The 18642-nt window shown below is 57.1% G+C and carries 18 protein-coding genes and 1 tRNA gene; 10 read left to right on the plus strand and 9 right to left on the minus strand.

Annotation, left to right across the window (positions count from 1 at the left end):
* The first annotated feature begins 1 nt into the window (after position 1).
* The 8 genes from WG938_RS06940 to WG938_RS06975 all read left to right on the plus strand — a co-directional run bounded on the left by WG938_RS06940 (position 2) and on the right by WG938_RS06975 (position 7550).
* Positions 2–1519: a Gp37-like protein gene (locus tag WG938_RS06940; protein ID WP_445292909.1), complete on the plus strand. Its 1518-nt coding sequence runs from the start codon at positions 2–4 to the stop codon at positions 1517–1519.
* Between the two features lie 13 nt (positions 1520–1532).
* Positions 1533–2606: a hypothetical protein gene (locus WG938_RS06945; RefSeq protein ID WP_339979060.1), complete on the plus strand. Its 1074-nt coding sequence runs from the start codon at positions 1533–1535 to the stop codon at positions 2604–2606.
* Entirely contained in the window at positions 2606–3649 is a 1044-nt protein-coding gene (locus WG938_RS06950; RefSeq protein ID WP_339979062.1) for a hypothetical protein, read from the plus strand. The genes WG938_RS06945 and WG938_RS06950 overlap by 1 nt, the downstream gene beginning before the upstream one ends.
* An 8-nt stretch (positions 3650–3657) precedes the next feature.
* Complete coding sequence (locus tag WG938_RS06955; RefSeq protein ID WP_339979064.1) at positions 3658–4233, plus strand: carbohydrate-binding protein; 576 nt, start codon at positions 3658–3660, stop codon at positions 4231–4233.
* Positions 4234–4288: 55 nt separating this feature from the next.
* Positions 4289–5167: a hypothetical protein gene (locus tag WG938_RS06960; protein WP_339979068.1), complete on the plus strand. Its 879-nt coding sequence runs from the start codon at positions 4289–4291 to the stop codon at positions 5165–5167.
* Between the two features lie 54 nt (positions 5168–5221).
* A complete protein-coding gene (locus tag WG938_RS06965; protein ID WP_339979070.1) occupies positions 5222–6598 on the plus strand; it encodes a GH25 family lysozyme in 1377 nt (458 codons plus the stop codon).
* A 74-nt stretch (positions 6599–6672) separates the two neighbouring features.
* Positions 6673–7089 (plus strand): phage holin, encoded by a 417-nt coding sequence (locus tag WG938_RS06970; RefSeq protein WP_339979073.1) that lies wholly within the window; start codon positions 6673–6675, stop codon positions 7087–7089.
* Complete coding sequence (locus WG938_RS06975; RefSeq protein ID WP_339979075.1) at positions 7089–7550, plus strand: hypothetical protein; 462 nt, start codon at positions 7089–7091, stop codon at positions 7548–7550. The genes WG938_RS06970 and WG938_RS06975 overlap by 1 nt, the downstream gene beginning before the upstream one ends.
* Positions 7551–7739: 189 nt before the next feature.
* Here WG938_RS06975 and WG938_RS06980 read toward each other — a convergent pair.
* Positions 7740–7812, minus strand: a tRNA-Arg gene (locus tag WG938_RS06980).
* 208 nt (positions 7813–8020) lie between these two features.
* Between WG938_RS06980 and cobF the strand changes: the two genes are divergently transcribed.
* The gene (gene cobF, locus WG938_RS06985; RefSeq protein ID WP_339979078.1) at positions 8021–8779 is read left to right on the plus strand and encodes a precorrin-6A synthase (deacetylating); all 759 of its coding nucleotides are present in this window, start codon (positions 8021–8023) and stop codon (positions 8777–8779) included.
* A gap of 33 nt (positions 8780–8812) precedes the next feature.
* On the opposite strand, the gene glpK is transcribed toward cobF, so the two are convergent.
* The 5 genes from glpK to WG938_RS07010 form a co-directional block, all read right to left on the minus strand.
* Entirely contained in the window at positions 8813–10330 is a 1518-nt protein-coding gene (gene glpK, locus WG938_RS06990; RefSeq protein WP_339979638.1) for a glycerol kinase GlpK, read from the minus strand.
* A 60-nt stretch (positions 10331–10390) separates the two neighbouring features.
* A complete protein-coding gene (locus tag WG938_RS06995) occupies positions 10391–10774 on the minus strand; it encodes a hypothetical protein (RefSeq protein WP_339979080.1) in 384 nt (127 codons plus the stop codon).
* A 115-nt stretch (positions 10775–10889) separates the two neighbouring features.
* Positions 10890–12707 carry an acetyl/propionyl/methylcrotonyl-CoA carboxylase subunit alpha gene (locus WG938_RS07000; protein WP_339979083.1) on the minus strand — a complete coding sequence of 606 codons (1818 nt, stop codon included), beginning with the start codon at positions 12705–12707 and terminating at the stop codon, positions 10890–10892.
* Positions 12708–13011: 304 nt separating this feature from the next.
* Positions 13012–13938: a sulfurtransferase gene (locus tag WG938_RS07005; RefSeq protein ID WP_339979085.1), complete on the minus strand. Its 927-nt coding sequence runs from the start codon at positions 13936–13938 to the stop codon at positions 13012–13014.
* A 113-nt stretch (positions 13939–14051) separates the two neighbouring features.
* A complete protein-coding gene (locus WG938_RS07010) occupies positions 14052–14402 on the minus strand; it encodes a hypothetical protein (protein ID WP_339979088.1) in 351 nt (116 codons plus the stop codon).
* A 380-nt stretch (positions 14403–14782) separates the two neighbouring features.
* Here WG938_RS07010 and WG938_RS07015 point away from each other — a divergent pair, with 380 nt between their 5' ends.
* Positions 14783–15841 carry a Cj0069 family protein gene (locus WG938_RS07015; RefSeq protein WP_339979091.1) on the plus strand — a complete coding sequence of 353 codons (1059 nt, stop codon included), beginning with the start codon at positions 14783–14785 and terminating at the stop codon, positions 15839–15841.
* A gap of 183 nt (positions 15842–16024) precedes the next feature.
* Here the strand turns inward: WG938_RS07015 and WG938_RS07020 are convergent, their stop codons facing one another.
* The 3 genes from WG938_RS07020 to WG938_RS07030 all read right to left on the minus strand — a co-directional run bounded on the left by WG938_RS07020 (position 16025) and on the right by WG938_RS07030 (position 18591).
* Positions 16025–16744: a nucleoside triphosphate pyrophosphatase gene (locus WG938_RS07020; RefSeq protein ID WP_339979093.1), complete on the minus strand. Its 720-nt coding sequence runs from the start codon at positions 16742–16744 to the stop codon at positions 16025–16027.
* A 63-nt stretch (positions 16745–16807) separates the two neighbouring features.
* Positions 16808–17578, minus strand: coding sequence for an ABC transporter ATP-binding protein (locus WG938_RS07025; protein WP_339979095.1), 771 nt, complete (start codon positions 17576–17578; stop codon positions 16808–16810).
* Positions 17575–18591, minus strand: a complete 1017-nt coding sequence (locus WG938_RS07030; RefSeq protein ID WP_339979098.1) for a FecCD family ABC transporter permease — start codon at positions 18589–18591, stop codon at positions 17575–17577. Before WG938_RS07030 ends, WG938_RS07025 begins: the two co-directional genes overlap by 4 nt.
* Between the last annotated feature and the right edge of the window lie 51 nt (positions 18592–18642).

Genomic DNA, 18642 nt, shown 5'->3' on the forward strand with positions numbered 1-18642 from the left:
GATGACTCCGTTAGATGTTGATCAGGCGCAGTTGGCGATGCAGGCTGCGTTTCGTTTGCGTGTTCCCCCGGTTACTCGGATCGATTTGTGGACTCGTGAGGGGTATGCAGGCACGGTTGGTGCGTGGGAGAAGGTGGATGTTCGATGGTCTTCTCGCGGGCAGGCTGTGTTTACGATCCGCGGGAATGATCCACTTGCTGCCTTGGTGCGGAAGTGCCGGAAGCTTCTGGTGCGTGTCCGTGTTTGGTACGGGGACATCCATTGGGATGGTCGTGTGTTTACCACTCGTGATCACGGTGTTGGTTCTGACTGGCGTGTCGACGTTGAGTGTGTCGGCGTGGAAAAGATTCTTGACGGTTTGCTGGTGTACCCAGAGCCGTTGATTGGTATTGAGTGGGCGCAGGTTTTGCGCAAAGCCGTGTTCACGGGTCCGGTGGTCACGGGCCTGTTGGGCACTATTGCGATGAATGTGCAGCGTCTGCAGAGACCCCATCGTCAGCTAGGCATCCCGATCGATGTGCTTCCAGTGAACCCCATTTTTGATGGTTCACCGTGGCGCACCTGGGCGGTAGCAATGGAGCCGGTATCGCAGTTGGCAGATGAGATGCTGAAGGATGCCCAAGGGTGGAGGCTTCGGGTTCGCCAGTGGCTTCCGGGCGACCCGAAACCGCACCCGCTGTGGATCCACACCACGCCGCGAATCGTTATCGATTGTGTGCAAGCCCCGTGGATGTATGGGGTTGGCGGTGGTCACACTATCTTCTCGTCCCTTGCTCGTGAGTTAGCGACTTTTGTTGGCGATGCCGTCGGGTGGATTGCTCAGGGTTCGTCTCGGCATCTGTCGAAACGGTGGGATGAGCTGATTAACGGTAAGCCCGTGCCGTCGGTGATTTGGCAGCAGGACTGTGGCGGTGTTCTAGACGCTGTGGTGGATAACCAGCACCCGACTGCTGCTGCAGCAGTGGTTGGAGGTGCGGCCCCTGACTGGTTGAATACGTTGATCCAGGATGGTTCTGAGCTGGCGGTTACTCGGCTGCTGGCTGGCATGGGAATTGTGATGCCGGGGCTTGGCGGAATCGTTGGTAAGGCTCTGACGAATCGCGTTGGAACATACCAGCGGACTGTGGACTGGCAGACGTTGTTGTCTGTTGGTCCTGAGGCTATCCCCGAGACCTTCCAATCAACGTCGGCGGCGCTCACGCTCGATGCGATGCAGACCGCTCGCACCGCATTGTTTGAGGCTGCTCCGCAGACGTTTACCGAATTGACTGTGATGGATGGCATGCCGTGGCGGTTCGGGGAGGACTACGACATCGGTGATGCCGCGGGGTGGTGGCACATGGACGGTGAATTATATGTCGGCCCCGTGACGAGGGTTGACTTGGGTGTTTCCCGAGAGGACGGCGAGGTGACGAAAACAAGCATTGGTACCCCGCCGGTGGTGGCTCCTGGTGAGCAGGCTCGGCGGATCGCATCTGGGGCGCTGACGATGGTCAATGCCCTGTCCCTGAAGTACTAAAGGAGAAGCAAATATGGTCGAGTTTAAGATGCCCGCTGAGCTGCGTCTGCAGTTGAAGGACCAGTGGGATATTCGCTCCACCCAGCGAGGTGTGCTGGTGATGGAAGGTGGTAACACCATCACTACTGATATCCCGGCGATCAAGGGGGACCAAGGTGATCCTGGTCGGGATGGCGTTCCACCTCGGTTCCATGCTCCGGTAACGGTGGCGGAGTTGCCGAACCCTGGGGCGCTTGGTGTTGAAGATGTTGGGTGGATGTGGCCTATCAAGGGTTCCACCACGGTGTACCAGTTCAATGGGTATGACTTGGTGCCGTTGGAGAATTATCTTGGTGCGCGCGGTCCTATTGGCCCTGCTCCTGCTGTGCGCGTGGGTGAGATCCATGTGGACGAGGTGCCTGGTGTTGCGACCCGGCAGGACGTGGATGGGACCGTCATTTTCGATTTCACTATTCCGCGGGGACAGCAGGGTGTGCCAGGGCAGAAGGGTGAGACCGGAGACTCGGCGTCGATTAGTAGCGCGGTTGACTATGACGATGGTGGGGTGCCTGCTGTTGTCGGTGATGTGTTGACGATGCGTGCTGATGGGGATTGGGGTCCTGCGAAGCCGCAGATCGCTGCGGGAACCGTGAAGAAGTATGGCGCCGATAGTGACTGGGAGGCAGTGAATACGGGCGTTGGGTGGCGCGGTGATTATGTGGAGATCACGAAGTTGACGATCCCTCCGCAGGCGTATCCGTGGGAGCCTGAGGTGTTCGGCATGGTGGACGCGAAGGTGGACGGCATCATGGTGCGAATTGATATTGAGGCGCGGTTGAATGCGGTGTCTGGTCCGTTGTTGGCGTTGGGTGCTGGTCCGGAGTCTGATGGGGTTTTGGGTGATTGGGTGCCTCGTCAGTTGATGCCGGCGGCTGATGAGACGGCGTCGTTTAATGATTCGTCGTCGGTTGTGCAGCCTGGTCGAGAAGCGGTGATTTATTTGATTGCGCGTCGTGTGGAGTCGTTGTCTGCGATTACGTTGCAGACGCGTAAGGAGCGGGCGTACTTGCGGGTTAATGTGACGCCTGTTCGTGTTGAGGGGGCGTGATGTTGGAGCGTCTGGGTGTGGGGGAGGATCTTCGGTCGGAGGGTGCTGTTGGGCAGTTTGCGACCGGGGTTGGTGCTCCTGCGGTGTCTCGTGGTGCATCGGAATTGAATAGGCAGCTTCTTGGTCCTTTGGACTCTCGCACGTCGTGGTTGCCTGATGTTGCTGGTGATTTTTGGGATTCTGTAGGTCAGCGTGTGTCGTCTGGGATGACTCAGTTCGCCACTGATTTGCGTGGTGTATTTACCGGCCAGACCACGGTCGGCACTGTGTTTGAGGGCATGGCGTCGGATTTGCGTGAGCGAATCGAGGCGACTGCGAAGAATCCACTGATTGACGGGTTGTCCGCAATCTTCCGGGGCGAGGCTCCATCTGCGGATATGCAGACGGTGGCTGACGCATACCGGATGGATCAGGCTGCGATTGATTCCCAGCTTGCGGAGATGGCCGATCAAGTGAATAACTTTGATGCCGAGCAGGCTGCGTTGGAGGATCGGTTGCGGGCGGAGATCGCGCTTGCGGGCGTTCCGGGGTTCATCAAAGCAACTATGTCAAGGAATATTGAGAATACATCTGCTGGAAATACGGTCACTTTGCCGTTTGATGCAGTGGAAGGCGTATCTAAGGGCGCGCGTCTGTTAAACGGCCTCGTCTATTTGGATTCTCCTGGCACCTGGATTGTTTCCGGAATGGTGCATGCGAGGGGCACCTCGGCTGCTAAGGGGTTGGGGGCTGATGATGAGACGAACCTTTTTGTCGATGTGACAACATCCAGCCCGAATGTTGAGATTGGCCGTAGTACTTATACCCATCAGGTGGATTTGCCTCATGGTACGAATGCTGCGACTTTGCATTTTACGTTTCCCGTGACGGTGCCCGAGAAGTCTCCGGAGTGGGCTGATGATGCACAGTTTGTGTTTTTGAGGTTCCGCGCAAAGACGGGGCGTAGGAGATATTTGGATGGTGGTATCCGCTATACGAATGTTACCGCGATTTTGCATGACAACCGGACGGGCGAGTTGGCTCCGCTCGAAGGTGTTGGGTAGGAGTTGCTATGACGATTCGAGAAGATGTGCAGAAACTGTCTGATGATGCTTTTCAGGAGTTCAAAAGATGGGTGAACATCACTGAGACTCAGCGCAGGAAAGACGATGCTGCTAAGGCCGAGTTTTTGGATGAGATGCGCGCTGATGGTGTGGTCGAGTCACCTGCACCGCCGGTGGATGAGGCGGATAAGTACAACATTGATGCGTACCCAGCCTGGAAGAATCCGGGGACTATCCATGCGTTGATGTATACGTTCGGGAATAGAGTGAGGCATAACGGTCGCGTGTGGGAGTCGATGACTAGTGGCCTGAATTCGTGGGAGCCGGGTGGTACGGGTGTTTACGATTTCATTTGGCTGGATATTACGGATTCGCTGACCCCACCTGAGCCTGAACCTGATGAGCCAACCGAACCGGAAGCCCCGGCTGAACCGGCTGTGCCTGAATGGTCTGCTGGAGTGACATATAACGCTGGGGACCTTGTCGCCTACAATGGCGGCACTGTCTACCTGGTGCTACAGGCTCATACGAGCGCTGACCACTGGCGACCTGATGCGGTCGCAAGCCTGTATCAGGCACAGTAAACAAACCTAGCCCCTGCCTACATGGTGGGGGTTTTCTCATGCCCAAGGAGGGCTAATGACAACGATTACTGTTAACCTACAGAACCTGGATGGGTCAAAACCCGAAGGTACACTCACGTTTACCCTGGAGGAGTGGCGACTCGGCGACCCCGACATTGTCCCATCGTCCATGAACGTCAGCATCGTTGATGGCGTGTCGTCGGTGGAGGTTCCACCTGGCGAGGTTCGCGCAAACGTGCAGGTCGGCTGCGTAACCAAGAGCTTCCCGCTGGTTGTGCCTGATGAGGGTACGCATGATTTGTTTGACCTGTTGGGGTCGCAGGCACCAGAGTTTGAACACGCCCTGTGGGCATCACTGCTAGCTCGTGTGGAGGCGCTGGAGGCAGCCGAGGCTGGCGGGGTTGACCTGTCTGGTTTTGCGACCGTGGAAACCGTCAACGAGGTGGCTAATCGAGTCACCACGCTGGAAAATCAACCGGCATCGGGCGGTGGTTCAGCGCAGGTCGTGGTTGACGTGGACACGTTGACCGTATCGGATATGAACTTCGGAAACCCGGTCGCGGGAGGCACGGTGATACTTAACGCCTTTGCCACAGACAAAACAGTCAGCATTCAGCTAGTGGACACAGGAGACGCCGGCTTCCGACTGCGGGACGGCGCGATCATCATGGGCCTACCAGCGGCAACCAATAAGGTTGTGCAGCATGTATTCACGAACATGCAGGGGCCGGACACGATCGCCACAACGATTCTATCTGGGCAGGGAGAGTGGAATATTAATGTGTTGTCCCCGGCTGACCCCGGCGAGGGGGAATGGGCAATTGACATTGTAAATGTAACCTACGTCATTTCCTCTGAGTACGGCGAGGGCGAGTGGGCGCCGTCCGACAACCCTAATCAGCCGGGCACGCACAAGTGGGTCCAGAAGCAGTAAATAAACCCAGCCCCTGCCTACATGGCGGGGGTTTTCTCATGTAAGGGGTGAGCAATGGTCACAATGCCAGTTGATGAAGGATTCGTAGTCACCAGCGGATTCGGTCCTCGTTGGGGGACGCACCATTGGGGAACTGACTTCGGTCTTGACGGTGGTTCTGGCGGGAAACCGATTTATGCGGTGAAGGATGGAACTGTCGCACGTGTCGGCCCCGCTTCTGGGTTTGGGCAGTGGATCGGAATCGACCACCCAGCCACAAACGGCGGTGGAGAAACCATCTACGGCCACATCATCCCTGAGGTCACGCTCGGCCAGCAGGTCAGCGAGGGGCAGCGGATCGGGCGGATCAACCCGGACTCGCGGACGAATGGTGGTGTCGCCCCGCACCTGCATCTGGAGTGGCACCGCTACACCTGGACACCACCAGGGCCAGACCGGCTAGACCCGATGACGAAACTCGCTGGGGCTAAATGGCCAGGAGCAGGGAAGCATCGAATCCCGGAAGTGGAGGCGAAAGTGATTTACGGCGTTGATGTGAGTGAGCACCAGGACGGCATGTCGCTGGTGCAGGCGAAGCGTGAGGGCATCGACTTCGCAATTCTGCGATTGTGTGACGGAACCTACAAAGATAAAGTGTTCCGTTCTCATCTAGAAGATGCAGAAAACGCGGGAATGCTTGTCAGTACCTACTGGTACTTGCGCGCCCCGTCTGAGGGAACAACCATCGCCCAGCAGGTTGATGTAATCGACCAGCAGATGGGCGGGCGTCGCGACCTCGGTGTGTGGATCGATGTTGAATCCATCGGCCCTGGCGAGAAGAAGCTGCTCACCAAGGATGATGTGTGGGCTGCTAAGCGTGAGCTGGAAAAGCGTGGTTACCACGTGCCAGGCATCTATTCAGGCGCGTGGTACTGGGAGAAGATGCCCGGCGGGGAACCATCAATGCAGGGACTTGGCCACCTGTGGGTATCGAACTACGGCAGGAACCGAACCGCGCCATATAAGGACGCTTATATCGGAGATGGTGGGGATAACCACCCAGGCTGGTCGTACCCGTTGGGAGACCGTAAACCGGACATTCTGCAGTACGGCAGCAATGGCATGGTCGCTGGGTTCACCGTTGACGTAAATGCCTTCAAGGGGACGCGCGAGCAGCTCGCCCGGGTTTTCCACCCGGGTAAGGCGGGGGAGGTGACACCAGTGGCACCAGCAGAACGAGCACCACTGACCCTGGACACTCCGTGTAAGACGCATGTGGACGGGTCGGAGCACACCGCACCTTTAGCGGATTTCATCATGTACGCGGATAAGAACAGTTTCCTTGCGATGAAGAATAGTGAAGCGATTCTCGCCTTGTTGCAGAGAATTGATGGAAGGCAAGCCGCGATTGAGCGGGAGCTTAAGGAACTCCGGAGCGACCGCGCCAAGTAAGCACCCACACTGGGTGCTTTTTTCATGCCTTCACCAAGGTGGTGGGGGCTTTTTTCATGCCTGAAGGAGGCAAAATGTTGGAATCGATTCGTAATACTGTCGCCCCGTCGACTCGTGGCGTCGCTTATGCGACGGTCACAGCGCTTGCACCGGCGTTGATCGCCTGGGGCGTGCTGGACGAGCAGCAGGCTGCAGCGGTGATTGGCGTGCTGGTTGCGACCGTCACATTGCTGTTCGCTGTGTTGCATTCCACCAGTCCTGTTCGTACCGCACTGTATGGGCTGCTTGCATCCGTCACCGTTGTCCTGACCGTCTATGGATACGGCAGTGATGCCCAGTGGCAGACAATCCTCGCGATCGTCGCTCCGGCTCTTGGTACCGCGACTGCTGCTGCGAAGACACCAACCATCGTTGTCGACGAGATCATGTTCCGCCGTGACGGCGACTCCGTTGCTGTGGATTACATCGGTGAGCACCGGTTGGAGGACTGATGGGGCCTCAGACAGTGGGGGAGCTACTGACCGGTGGTGCTCTCACATCGCTGCTGGCCATCATCGGCCTGTGGGTCAAAGTCCGCAAAGACTCCAAGGATGCGAAAACCGCTGCGGTTGATACGGCGGTGGAGGCGTCACGGGGTGCTGTCGATGTGATGTCGGAGGCTATGGAGGTTCAGAAGCTTCGGCTGGATGAGCTGTCGCAGCGGATGACTGTGCAGGATACGACGATTGCTGACATGAGTGTGAGGTTGACTGATGTGACGCGTCGGCATCAGGCTGCTGTGGAGCATATTGCGCATCGTGAGGCGTGGACGCGGAAGCAGTGGCCGAACCGCCCAAAAGATTTGGAGTCTGTTCCTCTGGTGATCGTCGCGGAGGTGCAGGCGGTGGACCCGACATTACGGCTGCTTGACGAGCTCACCATGGCTGGTGAGGATGAAGAAATACCTGACTAAGGGATGCGCCCCATCGTGGCCTGTGTGGCTGTGGTGGGGCGCTTTTTTCATGTCTGGGAATCCCACGACATTTCCACGACATTTGACCCAATTTCACCCAATACGGTGCAACATTAGTGGGGGTAATCCTAGAGGGTGAAACCCCCGCCGAACTGGAAAAACACCAGGCCGCGGCGGGGGTAAGTAGCGTGCCCCAGAGAGGAATCGAACCTCCGACACCGGCTTTAGGAGAGCCGTGCTCTATCCACTGAGCTACTAGGGCTAGGTTTCGTTACGCAACCATGTCGCGCAACTTGGTCGCTCCTCGCAACCACGTTGCCTGTGCAACAACACGCTTACTTTAGCGCACTTTCAAACGCCCACGAAAAGCGCCCCGACGGCGTTCCTCCACAGCCACTCCGAGCACTGCCAGCACCCGCAGCCACTCCCACTAGAACCCGCGCCTCCACCCAGAATCTAGAATGAACACCATGCGGAAACTGAAGGTCATCGGTATCGGCGCGGGCTCACCAGCGCACGTCACTCTTGAAGCAATCGACGCGCTCCAACAGTGTTCAGTCGTATTTGCCCTGGACAAGGGCGCGACCAAGCATGATCTTCTCGACGCCCGCCGCGTCATCATCAACACCCACGCGCCACATGTCCGCTTGGTCACCGTCCCCGACCCACCTCGCGATCGCAATCCGCAGGAATACGGCACCGAAGTCCGCGATTGGCACGAAGCCCGCGCCGTTTTGCTCAAGCAGGCCATCGAAACGGAGCTTTGCGACGACTCCTCAAGCACCAACGCCACCGGCGCATTCCTCGTGTGGGGCGATCCCTCCCTATACGACTCCACGCTGCGCATCATCGAGCGCATGCGCAATCACGGGCTGGAGGTAGACATTGACGTCATCCCCGGAATCACTGCAATTCAAGCCCTGACGGCAGCGCACGCAGCGACGCTCAACCGCATTGGCAAGCCGGTGCTGGTGACGACGGGACGTCGTCTAGCGGAAGCCCCGGAAAACACAGATCGCGTCGTCATGCTGGATAGTGGGGCAGCGTGGTTGGAGCACGCACGACCAGAGGAAGAGATTCTGTGGGGCGCGTACCTTGGCACAGAAAAGGAAGTACTGCGCAGAGGTCGGATTGGCGACATTGGTACGGAAATCGCCGAGCTCAAGCAGCAGCTGCGCGCCGAACACGGCTGGATTATGGATATCTACCTGCTGCGCTCGGTGGACTAGCACTGGCAGGCTAGGCGCACCATACCGCGCCCGCTAATCCACCCAGTCGAGCGTGCGCTCGACAGCCTTATTCCACTCGCCGAACAGCCGATCGCGTTCCTCAGCAGCCATGTCTGGCGTAAAGGTGCAATCTTCCTTCCACATAGCGCGAATATCAGCTGTCGATGTCCACACACCAACAGTCAATCCGGCAGCGTACGCAGCTCCGAGAGCAGTCGTTTCCGTCACCGCGGAGCGAGTCACAGGTACGCCCAATATATCGGCTTGGAACTGCATCAAGAGGTTGTTGGGGACCATGCCGCCGTCGACACGCAGAGTGGTCAGTGGCACACCGGAGTCGGCGTTCATAGACTCCACGACCTCGCGAGTCTGATACGCAGTGGCTTCCAGCGCAGCACGGGCGAAATGACCCTTATTTACAAAGCGCGTTAGACCCGCAATCACACCGCGAGCATCTGGGCGCCAGTGCGGCGCCAACAACCCGGAAAACGCCGGCACGATGTAGCAACCGCCGTTGTCGTCGACGGTCTTAGCCAAGTCTTCGACTTCGGGAGCAGAAGAAATGATGCTCAAATTATCGCGGAGCCACTGCACCAGCGAACCAGTAACTGCGATGGATCCCTCCAGCGCATAGACCGGAAGTTCGTCACCAATGCGGTAGGCGACCGTCGTAATCAAGCCATTATCCGATCGCTGTGGAACTGTACCGGTGTTCAGCAAGAGGAAGTTGCCCGTGCCATAGGTGTTCTTCGCCTCGCCAGGCTCCAAGCACGCCTGGCCAAACGTTGCTGCCTGCTGGTCGCCCAGAATGCCACCGATAGGCACACCTGTCAGCGCTCCTTGCCAACGCACTTTCCCCAAGTATTGAGAGGAGCTGACAATGGCAGGCAGCATCGACATGGGAATACCCATGGCCTCGCACAGCTGCTCGTCCCACTCCAAGGTTTCGAGGTTCATCAGCATCGTTCGGGACGCATTGGTCACGTCGGTGACATGCAGAGCGCGACCGTCGCGACGCGTGAGATTCCACGTCAACCACGTATCAACCGTGCCAAACAGCAGCTCGCCAGCCTCCGCAGCTTCGCGGGCGCCCTCGACATTCTCCAGAATCCACGTGATTTTCGGGCCGGAGAAATACGTCGAAATAGGCAGGCCAGTAACCCGCTGCACTCGCTCTGCGCCCACTGACTCTTCTAGCCGCGTACAGATCTCCGACGTGCGCGTATCCTGCCACACAATCGCGTTGTACACCGGCTTGCCTGTGTCCTTATGCCACACGATCGTGGTCTCACGCTGGTTGGTAATACCCAGCGCAGCGATATCCTGAGCCGTCCAATCCGAATTCGCCATCACATCGGCAACAACCCGTCGCGTATTCCGCCAAATCTCCTTGGCATCATGCTCAACCCAGCCGGGCTTCGGCATTATCTGCCGATGCTCCATCTGACTAGACCCACGCTTACGCCCCTCCCGATCAAACAGGATGCACCGCGTCGAGGTTGTCCCTTGGTCAATCGCCGCGACAATCGAGCTGCCACGCGGATTGAACAACGCGCGAGCTTGCGCGTCGAATTCTTTCTTGAACTGGCTAGGAATCCTCACGAAATCAGCCTACCCAGCGAACTCATCCGCAACCCACCGGCTCACGGTTCCGCGTGCCGTCTCCACGGCATCGCCAACCGTTACTGGCACAAGCGTGTCATCGTCGCCTGGCAGCACACGATCCAGGTCACCGTTCGGGGTAATCGCTATGTCCGTGGTTCCATCTGCGTTACGCGTGACGACGACCTCCGCCACCAATTCAATATTCGTCTGTTCAGACAGCGCCCACCGAAAGACAGTACCGTCAGACCAATCTTGCTCAGCCTGAGCAAAGTACTCGTCCGAGATTTCGCGACCGTAGATGTTAGAGAGTACTGGTGCATCATCGACGCGGTCGTCGTGACGCAGTTGACGCAGGTAGAAGCGGCCAGAGTTGAGGTCGAATGGCTCCATAGCGGATGTCCTTTCGTGGGAGGAAGGGAAGTGGATAGAAGTAAAACCGGCCAGCACGCGATGCGTACTGGCCGGTTTTACAAAAGGTGCTCAGCGATGAGCTGTGCGGGATGATTTACTTGATTTCCATCAAGACATCGCCCTTGCCGACGCCAGCGCCAGCTTCAGCGGACAGGCCGGTGACGGTACCGGACTTGTGAGCCTTAACAGGGTTCTCCATCTTCATAGCCTCGAGAACAACAACGGTGTCGCCCTCGTTGACCTCAGCGCCCTCTTCGACGTTGACCTTGATGACGGTGCCCTGCATTGGAGCGACCACTGCGTCACCGGAAGCAGCCTTCTTGCCGCCACCTGCGCGCTTCTTCTTGGACTTCTTCTTAGCGCCACCAGCGCCACCACCCAGTGCCAGGTCGCCTGGGAGAGCAACCTCTACGCGACGGCCATCGATCTCGACGACAACCTTCTGGGATGGAACTGCCTCGTCCTCTTCAACATCGGAGTCGCCAGCGTATGGAGCGATTGGGTTATCCCACTCTTCTTCGATCCACTTGGTGTAGACATCGAACTTCTCGCCGTCACCAACGAATGCTGGGTTCTCAACGATGTGAGCGTGGAATGGAATGACCGTAGCCAGACCCTCAACCTTGTACTCAGCCAGTGCACGTGCGGAACGGCGCAGAGCCTCGTCGCGGTCCTTACCCCAAACGATCAGCTTTGCCAGCATGGAGTCGAACTGACCACCAATGACATCGCCCTCGCGGATACCAGTGTCCATGCGGACACCTGGGCCGGATGGCTCGGAGTACTTGGTGATGGTGCCTGGAGCTGGCATGAAGTTCGAGCCCGCGTCTTCGCCGTTGATACGGAACTCGAAAGCGTGGCCGTGCAGCTCAGGGTCTTCCTTCAGGGACAGTTCCTTGCCTTCAGCAATGTTGAACTGCTCGCGAACAAGGTCGAGGCCCGTGATCTCTTCGGTTACTGGGTGCTCAACCTGGAGACGGGTGTTGACCTCGAGGAACGAGATGAGTCCGTCGGAGCCGACCAGGTACTCAACGGTGCCTGCACCGTAGTAGCCAGCTTCCTTACAGATAGCCTTTGCGGACTCGCGCAGACGCTGATCCTGCTCTTCGGTCAAGAATGGAGCTGGAGCTTCTTCGACGAGCTTCTGGAAGCGACGCTGCAGGGAGCAGTCACGAGTGGAAGCAACAATGACGTTGCCGTGCTTGTCAGCCAGAACCTGGCACTCAACGTGACGTGCCTTATCGAGGTAGCGCTCAACGAAGCACTCGCCACGGCCGAAAGCAGCCACAGCTTCACGCGTAGCGGACTCGTAAAGGTCAGCGACCTCGTCCATCTCGTAAGCAACCTTCATACCGCGACCGCCACCACCGAAAGCAGCCTTAATAGCGATAGGCAGGCCGTATTCTTCAGCGAACTTAACGACCTCAGCGGCGTCCTTGACAGGCTCCTTGGTGCCAGGAGCCATCGGTGCGTCAGCCTGCAGAGCAATGTGGCGGGCCGTAACCTTGTCGCCCAGTGCGCGGATGGACTCTGGAGATGGTCCGATCCAGATCAAACCAGCATTCTCGACAGCTTCAGCGAAGTCGCCGTTCTCGGACAGGAAGCCGTAGCCTGGGTGAATTGCGTTAGCGCCAGACTTCTTAGCTGCGTCCAGGATCTTGTCGAATACCAGGTAGGACTCGGCAGACGTCTGTCCGCCAAGCGCAAATGCTTCATCTGCCATCTCGACAAACGGAGCATTCGCATCCGGCTCAGCGTAGACAGCTACGGACGGAATGCCTGCATCTTTCGCTGCGCGAATGACGCGAACGGCAATTTCGCCACGGTTCGCAATGAGAACCTTCGTAATCTTTTCAGTGGTCTGCTCGGACACGAAATCCTCCAGTTTTTCGTGAGTTGCCGGGCGGCTCATCCGACCGGCAGTGGGGCGACAATCATCAAGGTTCTACGGTTTCAGCCAGTGACTCACGAATGAACGCGAGCTAACGTACGGCTAACACCGTGCAACCCAATACAAACTATTGTGTCATAGTTGCTGGAATTGCCTTTTGTCAGCCCCGTGTAGTCGGGGGTAGAAACTGCAGCTTGATCACCGTTCAAGCTTGGGGTTCTAGGGAAAAACCAGGGCATTGAGCATGGGCGAAAAGGAATTACCTGCATATTCAGTAGTTATTTCGTACACCTAATTTCCCCTTAAAGGGGGGATTCGGCGAAGGTTATTCAGCCGAGTTTAGGCGCGGTGGCTTGTTATGTGCGCTACTTAGCTCGCCAGGTTCGCTTCCCGTCGCAATTGGCGTGCGAATCATGTTGCCCCACTCGACCCACGATCCGTCGTAATTGCGCACGTTCTCCTTGCCGAGCAAGTAGCGCAAGACGAACCAGGTATGAGCGCTTCGCTCACCGATGCGGCAGTAGACAATCGCGTCGTCGTTAAGTTCGACATCCTTATAGATCGCCTGCAGCTCTTCCAGTGGGCGGAAGCGAGAGTTTGGATAGACTGCCTGATTCCACGGGACGTTCACAGCGGTGGGAATGTGTCCACCGCGGAGGACTCCCTCCTGTGGATAATCGACCATGTGGGTCCGGTTTCCCGCATATTCTTCGGGAGTTCGGACGTCGATAAGAGTGCCATTGCCGATCATGTCGTAACTATCCGTTGCATATGCGCGGAGCATGTGATCGTTGCGCTCCACTACGGGGTAATCGGTGCGTGGGTACTCGGGGACCTCAAAGCTGGTGTCGCGTTCCTCGGTCATCCACGCATCGCGACCACCGTTGAGTAGGCGAACATCCGGATGTCCGAAGAGCTCGAACACCCACAGAGTGTATGCAGCCCACCAGTTGGACTTGTCGCCGTAAATCACGACGGTGTCGTCGCGTGAAATACCCTTCGAACGCATCAATTCTGCGAAAGCTTCAGCATCAATGTAGTCGCGAATCGTCTGATCATTGAGATCTCGGTGCCAGTCGATGCGAACCGCGCCTGGGATATGTCCGATGTCATACAACAACATGTCCTCGTCGGATTCCACCACTCGTAGCCCTGGCGTACCAAGTCGAGCTGCCAACCAGTTGCTAGAGACCAATCGCTCAGGATGTGCATATTGCGCAAACAATGGATGTGGATCGAACGGTGCGGGCATCGGTGCTCCTGACAAAACGAAAATGGTCGTAGCGGTATCAACTTCAGCTTACGGGGTTACGGAAACCACAGTAGAATGACACAGCTCACATGCCTTCCGTAGCGACGGAACCGTTAGTTCAGTAACTGCAGAATCTCGTCCAGCTCATCTGCGCCACCAGTAAGGTAGGCGCGCCAGTCTTTCGATAGCTCTGCCGGGTTGCTCGCTTGCAACTTTTCTACCCACTCATTTCGGATCGACGACGCAATGTCTCGCTCCTGCGCGACCGATACATCTCCTTCTCGAGCTTGCCGGCGTAACGCTCGAACGAGTTCCCCCAATGCAGCGACTCGTCCTTCTGCCATTTTTCCGGCAGGGAAGCTGATGCCACTTTTTGCCAGCGCGCACGCAGACGCGCCACCTAATCCCTGCCACTGCTCGAGCGCAGCTTTACGACGATCCGTCGCCACAGAAATCAACGCCATTTGATGCTCGCTTTCGTCGGTCAGTTGAGTGACCTTCTCTCAGGACTTCCTTGGACTCAGTGTATGCCTCGGCGGGTATGTAGATGGGGAATCGGAATCGTCGCAAATAAGGTGCGCTATGGACACTAAATGAACGCGAAGTAAATCAAGGAAAAGTTCACAGGAACAACGGTAGGACACTGCTCACAATTGGGGGTAAATCGGGGTTTTTCCCTAAGCGACCTGCATATAAACAAGACTAAAATTTTCTTAAAGAGTCGCGGTTGAACCCCCTGGCTCGATACCACTGAACGTGGGGTAATGGCGTCCCTTCGACCCACCAAGAAATACAGAAGGTGCCATAAAACGCCCCGCTTTGCACTTGCAACAAAGGAGAACAAGTGAAGAAGAACATTGTAGTTTTCGAGGTCGAGGGCGGCTCGGACAAGTTTATTGACGGCCACCGCAAGGACACCATGCCAATTGTTAAGGCAATCCAGGAAAAGGGTTGGGGCGCCGAGGTTGTCTTCTACCGCCCAGAGTGGACTGACGCCCTGTACGAGTACGTCGCCGCTAACTTCGACGGTTACATCTCCCGCGTAAACCCAGGCAACATTCCTGGTGGCGAAAAGGGCTACTTTGGACTGCTGTCCAAGCTGTCCAACGAAGCGGGCCTGGTTGGTATGTCCACCCCAGAAGAGATGATGGCTTATGGTGCAAAGGATGCACTGGTCAAGCTCAAGGACACTGACCTTGTTCCAACTGACACCGCTGCATACTACGATGTTGAGACTTTCCACAACACCTTCCCAACCTCCGTCTCCTACGGCGAGCGTGTACTGAAGCAGAACCGTGGCTCCACGGGCTCCGGCATCTGGCGCGTTCAGCTCGAAGACAAGGAGCTGGCAGCTTCGGTTGTTCCAGGTACCGCACTGCCATTGGACACCAAGCTGCGCTGCACCGAAGCTGTCGACAACCACACAGAGATTCGCGAACTCGGCGACTTCATGGACTTCTGTGACCAGTACATCATCGGTGACAACGGCATGCTCGTGGATATGCGCTTCTGCCCACGCATTGTTGAAGGCGAAATCCGCATTCTCCTCGTTGGTCCACACCCAGTCTTCGTTGTCCACAAGAAGCCTGCTGCAGGTGGCGACAACTTCTCTGCAACCCTGTTCTCCGGTGCGAAGTACACCTACGACAAGCCAGAGGCATGGCAGGATCTCATCGACATGTTCGCTGAGGCTCGCCCAGTCATCGCTGAAAAGCTCGGTGGCGACAACATCCCACTGATCTGGACCGCAGACTTCATGCTGGAAGATGGCGAGGACGGCGAAGACACCTACGTTCTCGGCGAGATCAACTGCTCGTGTGTTGGCTTTACCTCTGAGTTGGACATGGGCATTCAGGAACTGGTTGCTCAGGAAGCTATCCTGCGCTGCGAGAACAAGAAGTAACTCCTCTCACCACAGCTGGACTATAGCTGCCTAGCTGCGGTACCTCTCTAGAAGGAAAGCGCCGGCACACGTGGTGTGCCGGCGCTTTTTCATGTGTACTAGCGGCCAGAGTGCGAAACCTCGCTCCGGGCGTTGTCCTAGCTTCTTTCGAGCTGCCCCGGGACTATCCCGAGCAAGCGTGAGCTAGCGATTCCAGAAGCTAGAAATGGGCATATCCCACATGTTCACGACCCGACGGATAAGAGGCAACGACAGCCCTAGAACACTCGATGGATCCCCATCGATGCTGTCGATGAACCAACCACCCAACGCCTCCAACGTAAAGGCACCCGCGCAGCCGAATGGTTCGCCAGTGCGAGCGTAGGCTGCGATGTCTGCGTCGCATGCCTGTCCAAAGCGGACAGTCGTGGATACAGCTTCGGTGTGTTGAGCAGTAATGCCCACGGCCGTTTTCTGGCCAGATGCCAGTGACGGTGCTCCCGACTGCGCTCCGGTTGATCCACCTTCTGGCGACAATCGCACAATGCAGTGCCCGGTGACCAACTCTGCAGCCCTGCCACGTTGCGCCTCCCACCTGCGAATTGTTTCCGATTCAGTGTGGGGCTTACCAGTGAGGTGACCGTCGAGAAGCAGCATGGAATCACACGCAATAACGACGGTTTCCTGCGTACACGCAGCCAAACCGGACACCACGGCTGCTGCCTTGGCTTCGGCAAGTGCGCAGACTGCGGACTTCGCGCTTTCGAACGATTCTGCAACGGTGTGGACAGTCGAAGCATCGGCGCATTGAGCGAGAATCGCATCTTCATCGACATCAGGTTTAATAACCTCTGGTTCAATACCACCGCCTCGCAACACCATGAGACGAGACGGCGACGAGGAAGCAAGGATGACGCGGTTCATGATCGTCCAGTTTAATGACTCACGCTTTGCTGTCGCGACCGGTGTAGCTCCACGGGAGAAGCGCTACTTACGTTTCGGAACGACAGTGGGGAAACCTGACGACGTCGACACCTGGACATCCGCCCCATACACCGAGTTGATTCGATCCACAGTCAAAACATCCTCGGCAGGGCCTGTCGCGACCTTCTCACCAGATTGCATGAGCATCAGAGAATCACTGAACATGCCTGCAAAAGTTAGGTCATGCATTGCCGACATGATGGTGAGACCACGGGCAATCCGAACTCTATCCACCAGCTCCAGGACATCCTGAGCATTACCGATGTCGAGGGCAGATGTCGGCTCGTCGAGAAGCAGGACCTGAGGTTCCTGCGACAACGCGCGGGCTAAGGCAACACGCTGAACCTCGCCACCTGAGAGCTCAAGTAGTTGACGGTCGGCGAAATGCGACAGGTCGAGACTATCCAGAACGGAATCAGCAATCTCAGGGTGATGACCTCGATACGGGGCTCGACCGAGCCTGACGTAGTCGCGGACGATCATCCCCTCTGGCAGAACTGGGCGCTGTGGCATGAGCGCAACAGACTGTGCAAACGTTCGACGACGGGTGTCTTTCGGAGCGAGACCCGCAATCATTGCAGTCCCTGAATACGGGATCACTCCTGCCAAAGCTTGCAACAAGGTTGACTTGCCACAGCCATTCGGTCCGACGATACTCATCCAACTTCCCATGGGAACATCGATGGATAGCTCATGAACCGCATTCCGATGCGCGCGTGCATAACGGACCGACAATGACTCCGTGGTAATCGCTACGTCATGGTCGGGCTTCATGACCGTGACCTCCCATGCCTATGCAACAGGAATAAGAAGAACGGCGCGCCAAGTGCAGCGGTCACAACCCCCACCGGAATCTCCTCTGGAGCCAATGCAACCCGCGCGAAAATGTCTGCAACGGAGAGGAACGTAGCACCCCATAGTGCGGTCAAAGGCAGGAGTAGCACGTGGCCGGGGCCGACAATCAACCGGATTGTATGTGGAACGATAATGCCCACAAAACCGATCAGACCCGAAACGCTCACCGCAGCAGATGTCGCCAAGGTCGCAGCAACCACTAATGCGAAGCGAACCAACCGAGGATTCACACCCAGCGAACTGGCTTCCATGTCTCCGAGCGTCATGACATCCAGGAGCTTCGCCGCCACTAATATTGCTCCGACCCCTAAAACGGCTGGCACCACCATTGCGACAACTGATGACCAAGTAGCTGTACCGAGCTGACCCAGCATCCAGCCGTAGACTCGTCGTAAGGTTTCGGAGTTCTTCTGCAGCAAGTACGACTGCACTGCATTCGCAAATGCAGCGACGGCAACACCTGCCAGCACAACGGTGAGCGGACCAGAGCGATCACCTGCCGACGAACCTGCAAGGTAGGTCGCCACGACCGCGAGTATACCGCCGAAAAAGCCAATCCACGGCACAGTTGCCGACGAGATCCCCAACATGATGCCCACGGTCACTGACAACGCTGCACCCGAGGACACACCAAGAAGGTACGGGTCGGCGAGAGGATTTCGGAAGACAGCCTGATAGGCCGCGCCCGCAATTGCGAGCGTCGCGCCAACAAGCGCTGCGAGAACCACTCTAGGCAAGCGGATGCTCCAGAAGATGGCGGCTTGACGATCCGTGAAAGACTCAGGATTACCCAGCAAGGGGTCGACAAAACCCTGAGTTAGCTCCGACAGGATACCCGTCACTGGAAGTGGAGCGGCACCGGCCATAATGCCAAAAACAAATGTGGCCAGCAGTGCAATCGTCGCAAGTGCGATAGAAAGCGCGTATTTCATGCAGATCCAGACTGTCTAGTGAGAAACGAGGCAGCTGCTAGTTCGACACGA

It is taken from the genome of Corynebacterium sp. H113, from assembly GCF_037572315.1.
In the GTDB taxonomy this organism is placed as follows: Bacteria; Actinomycetota; Actinomycetes; order Mycobacteriales; family Mycobacteriaceae; genus Corynebacterium.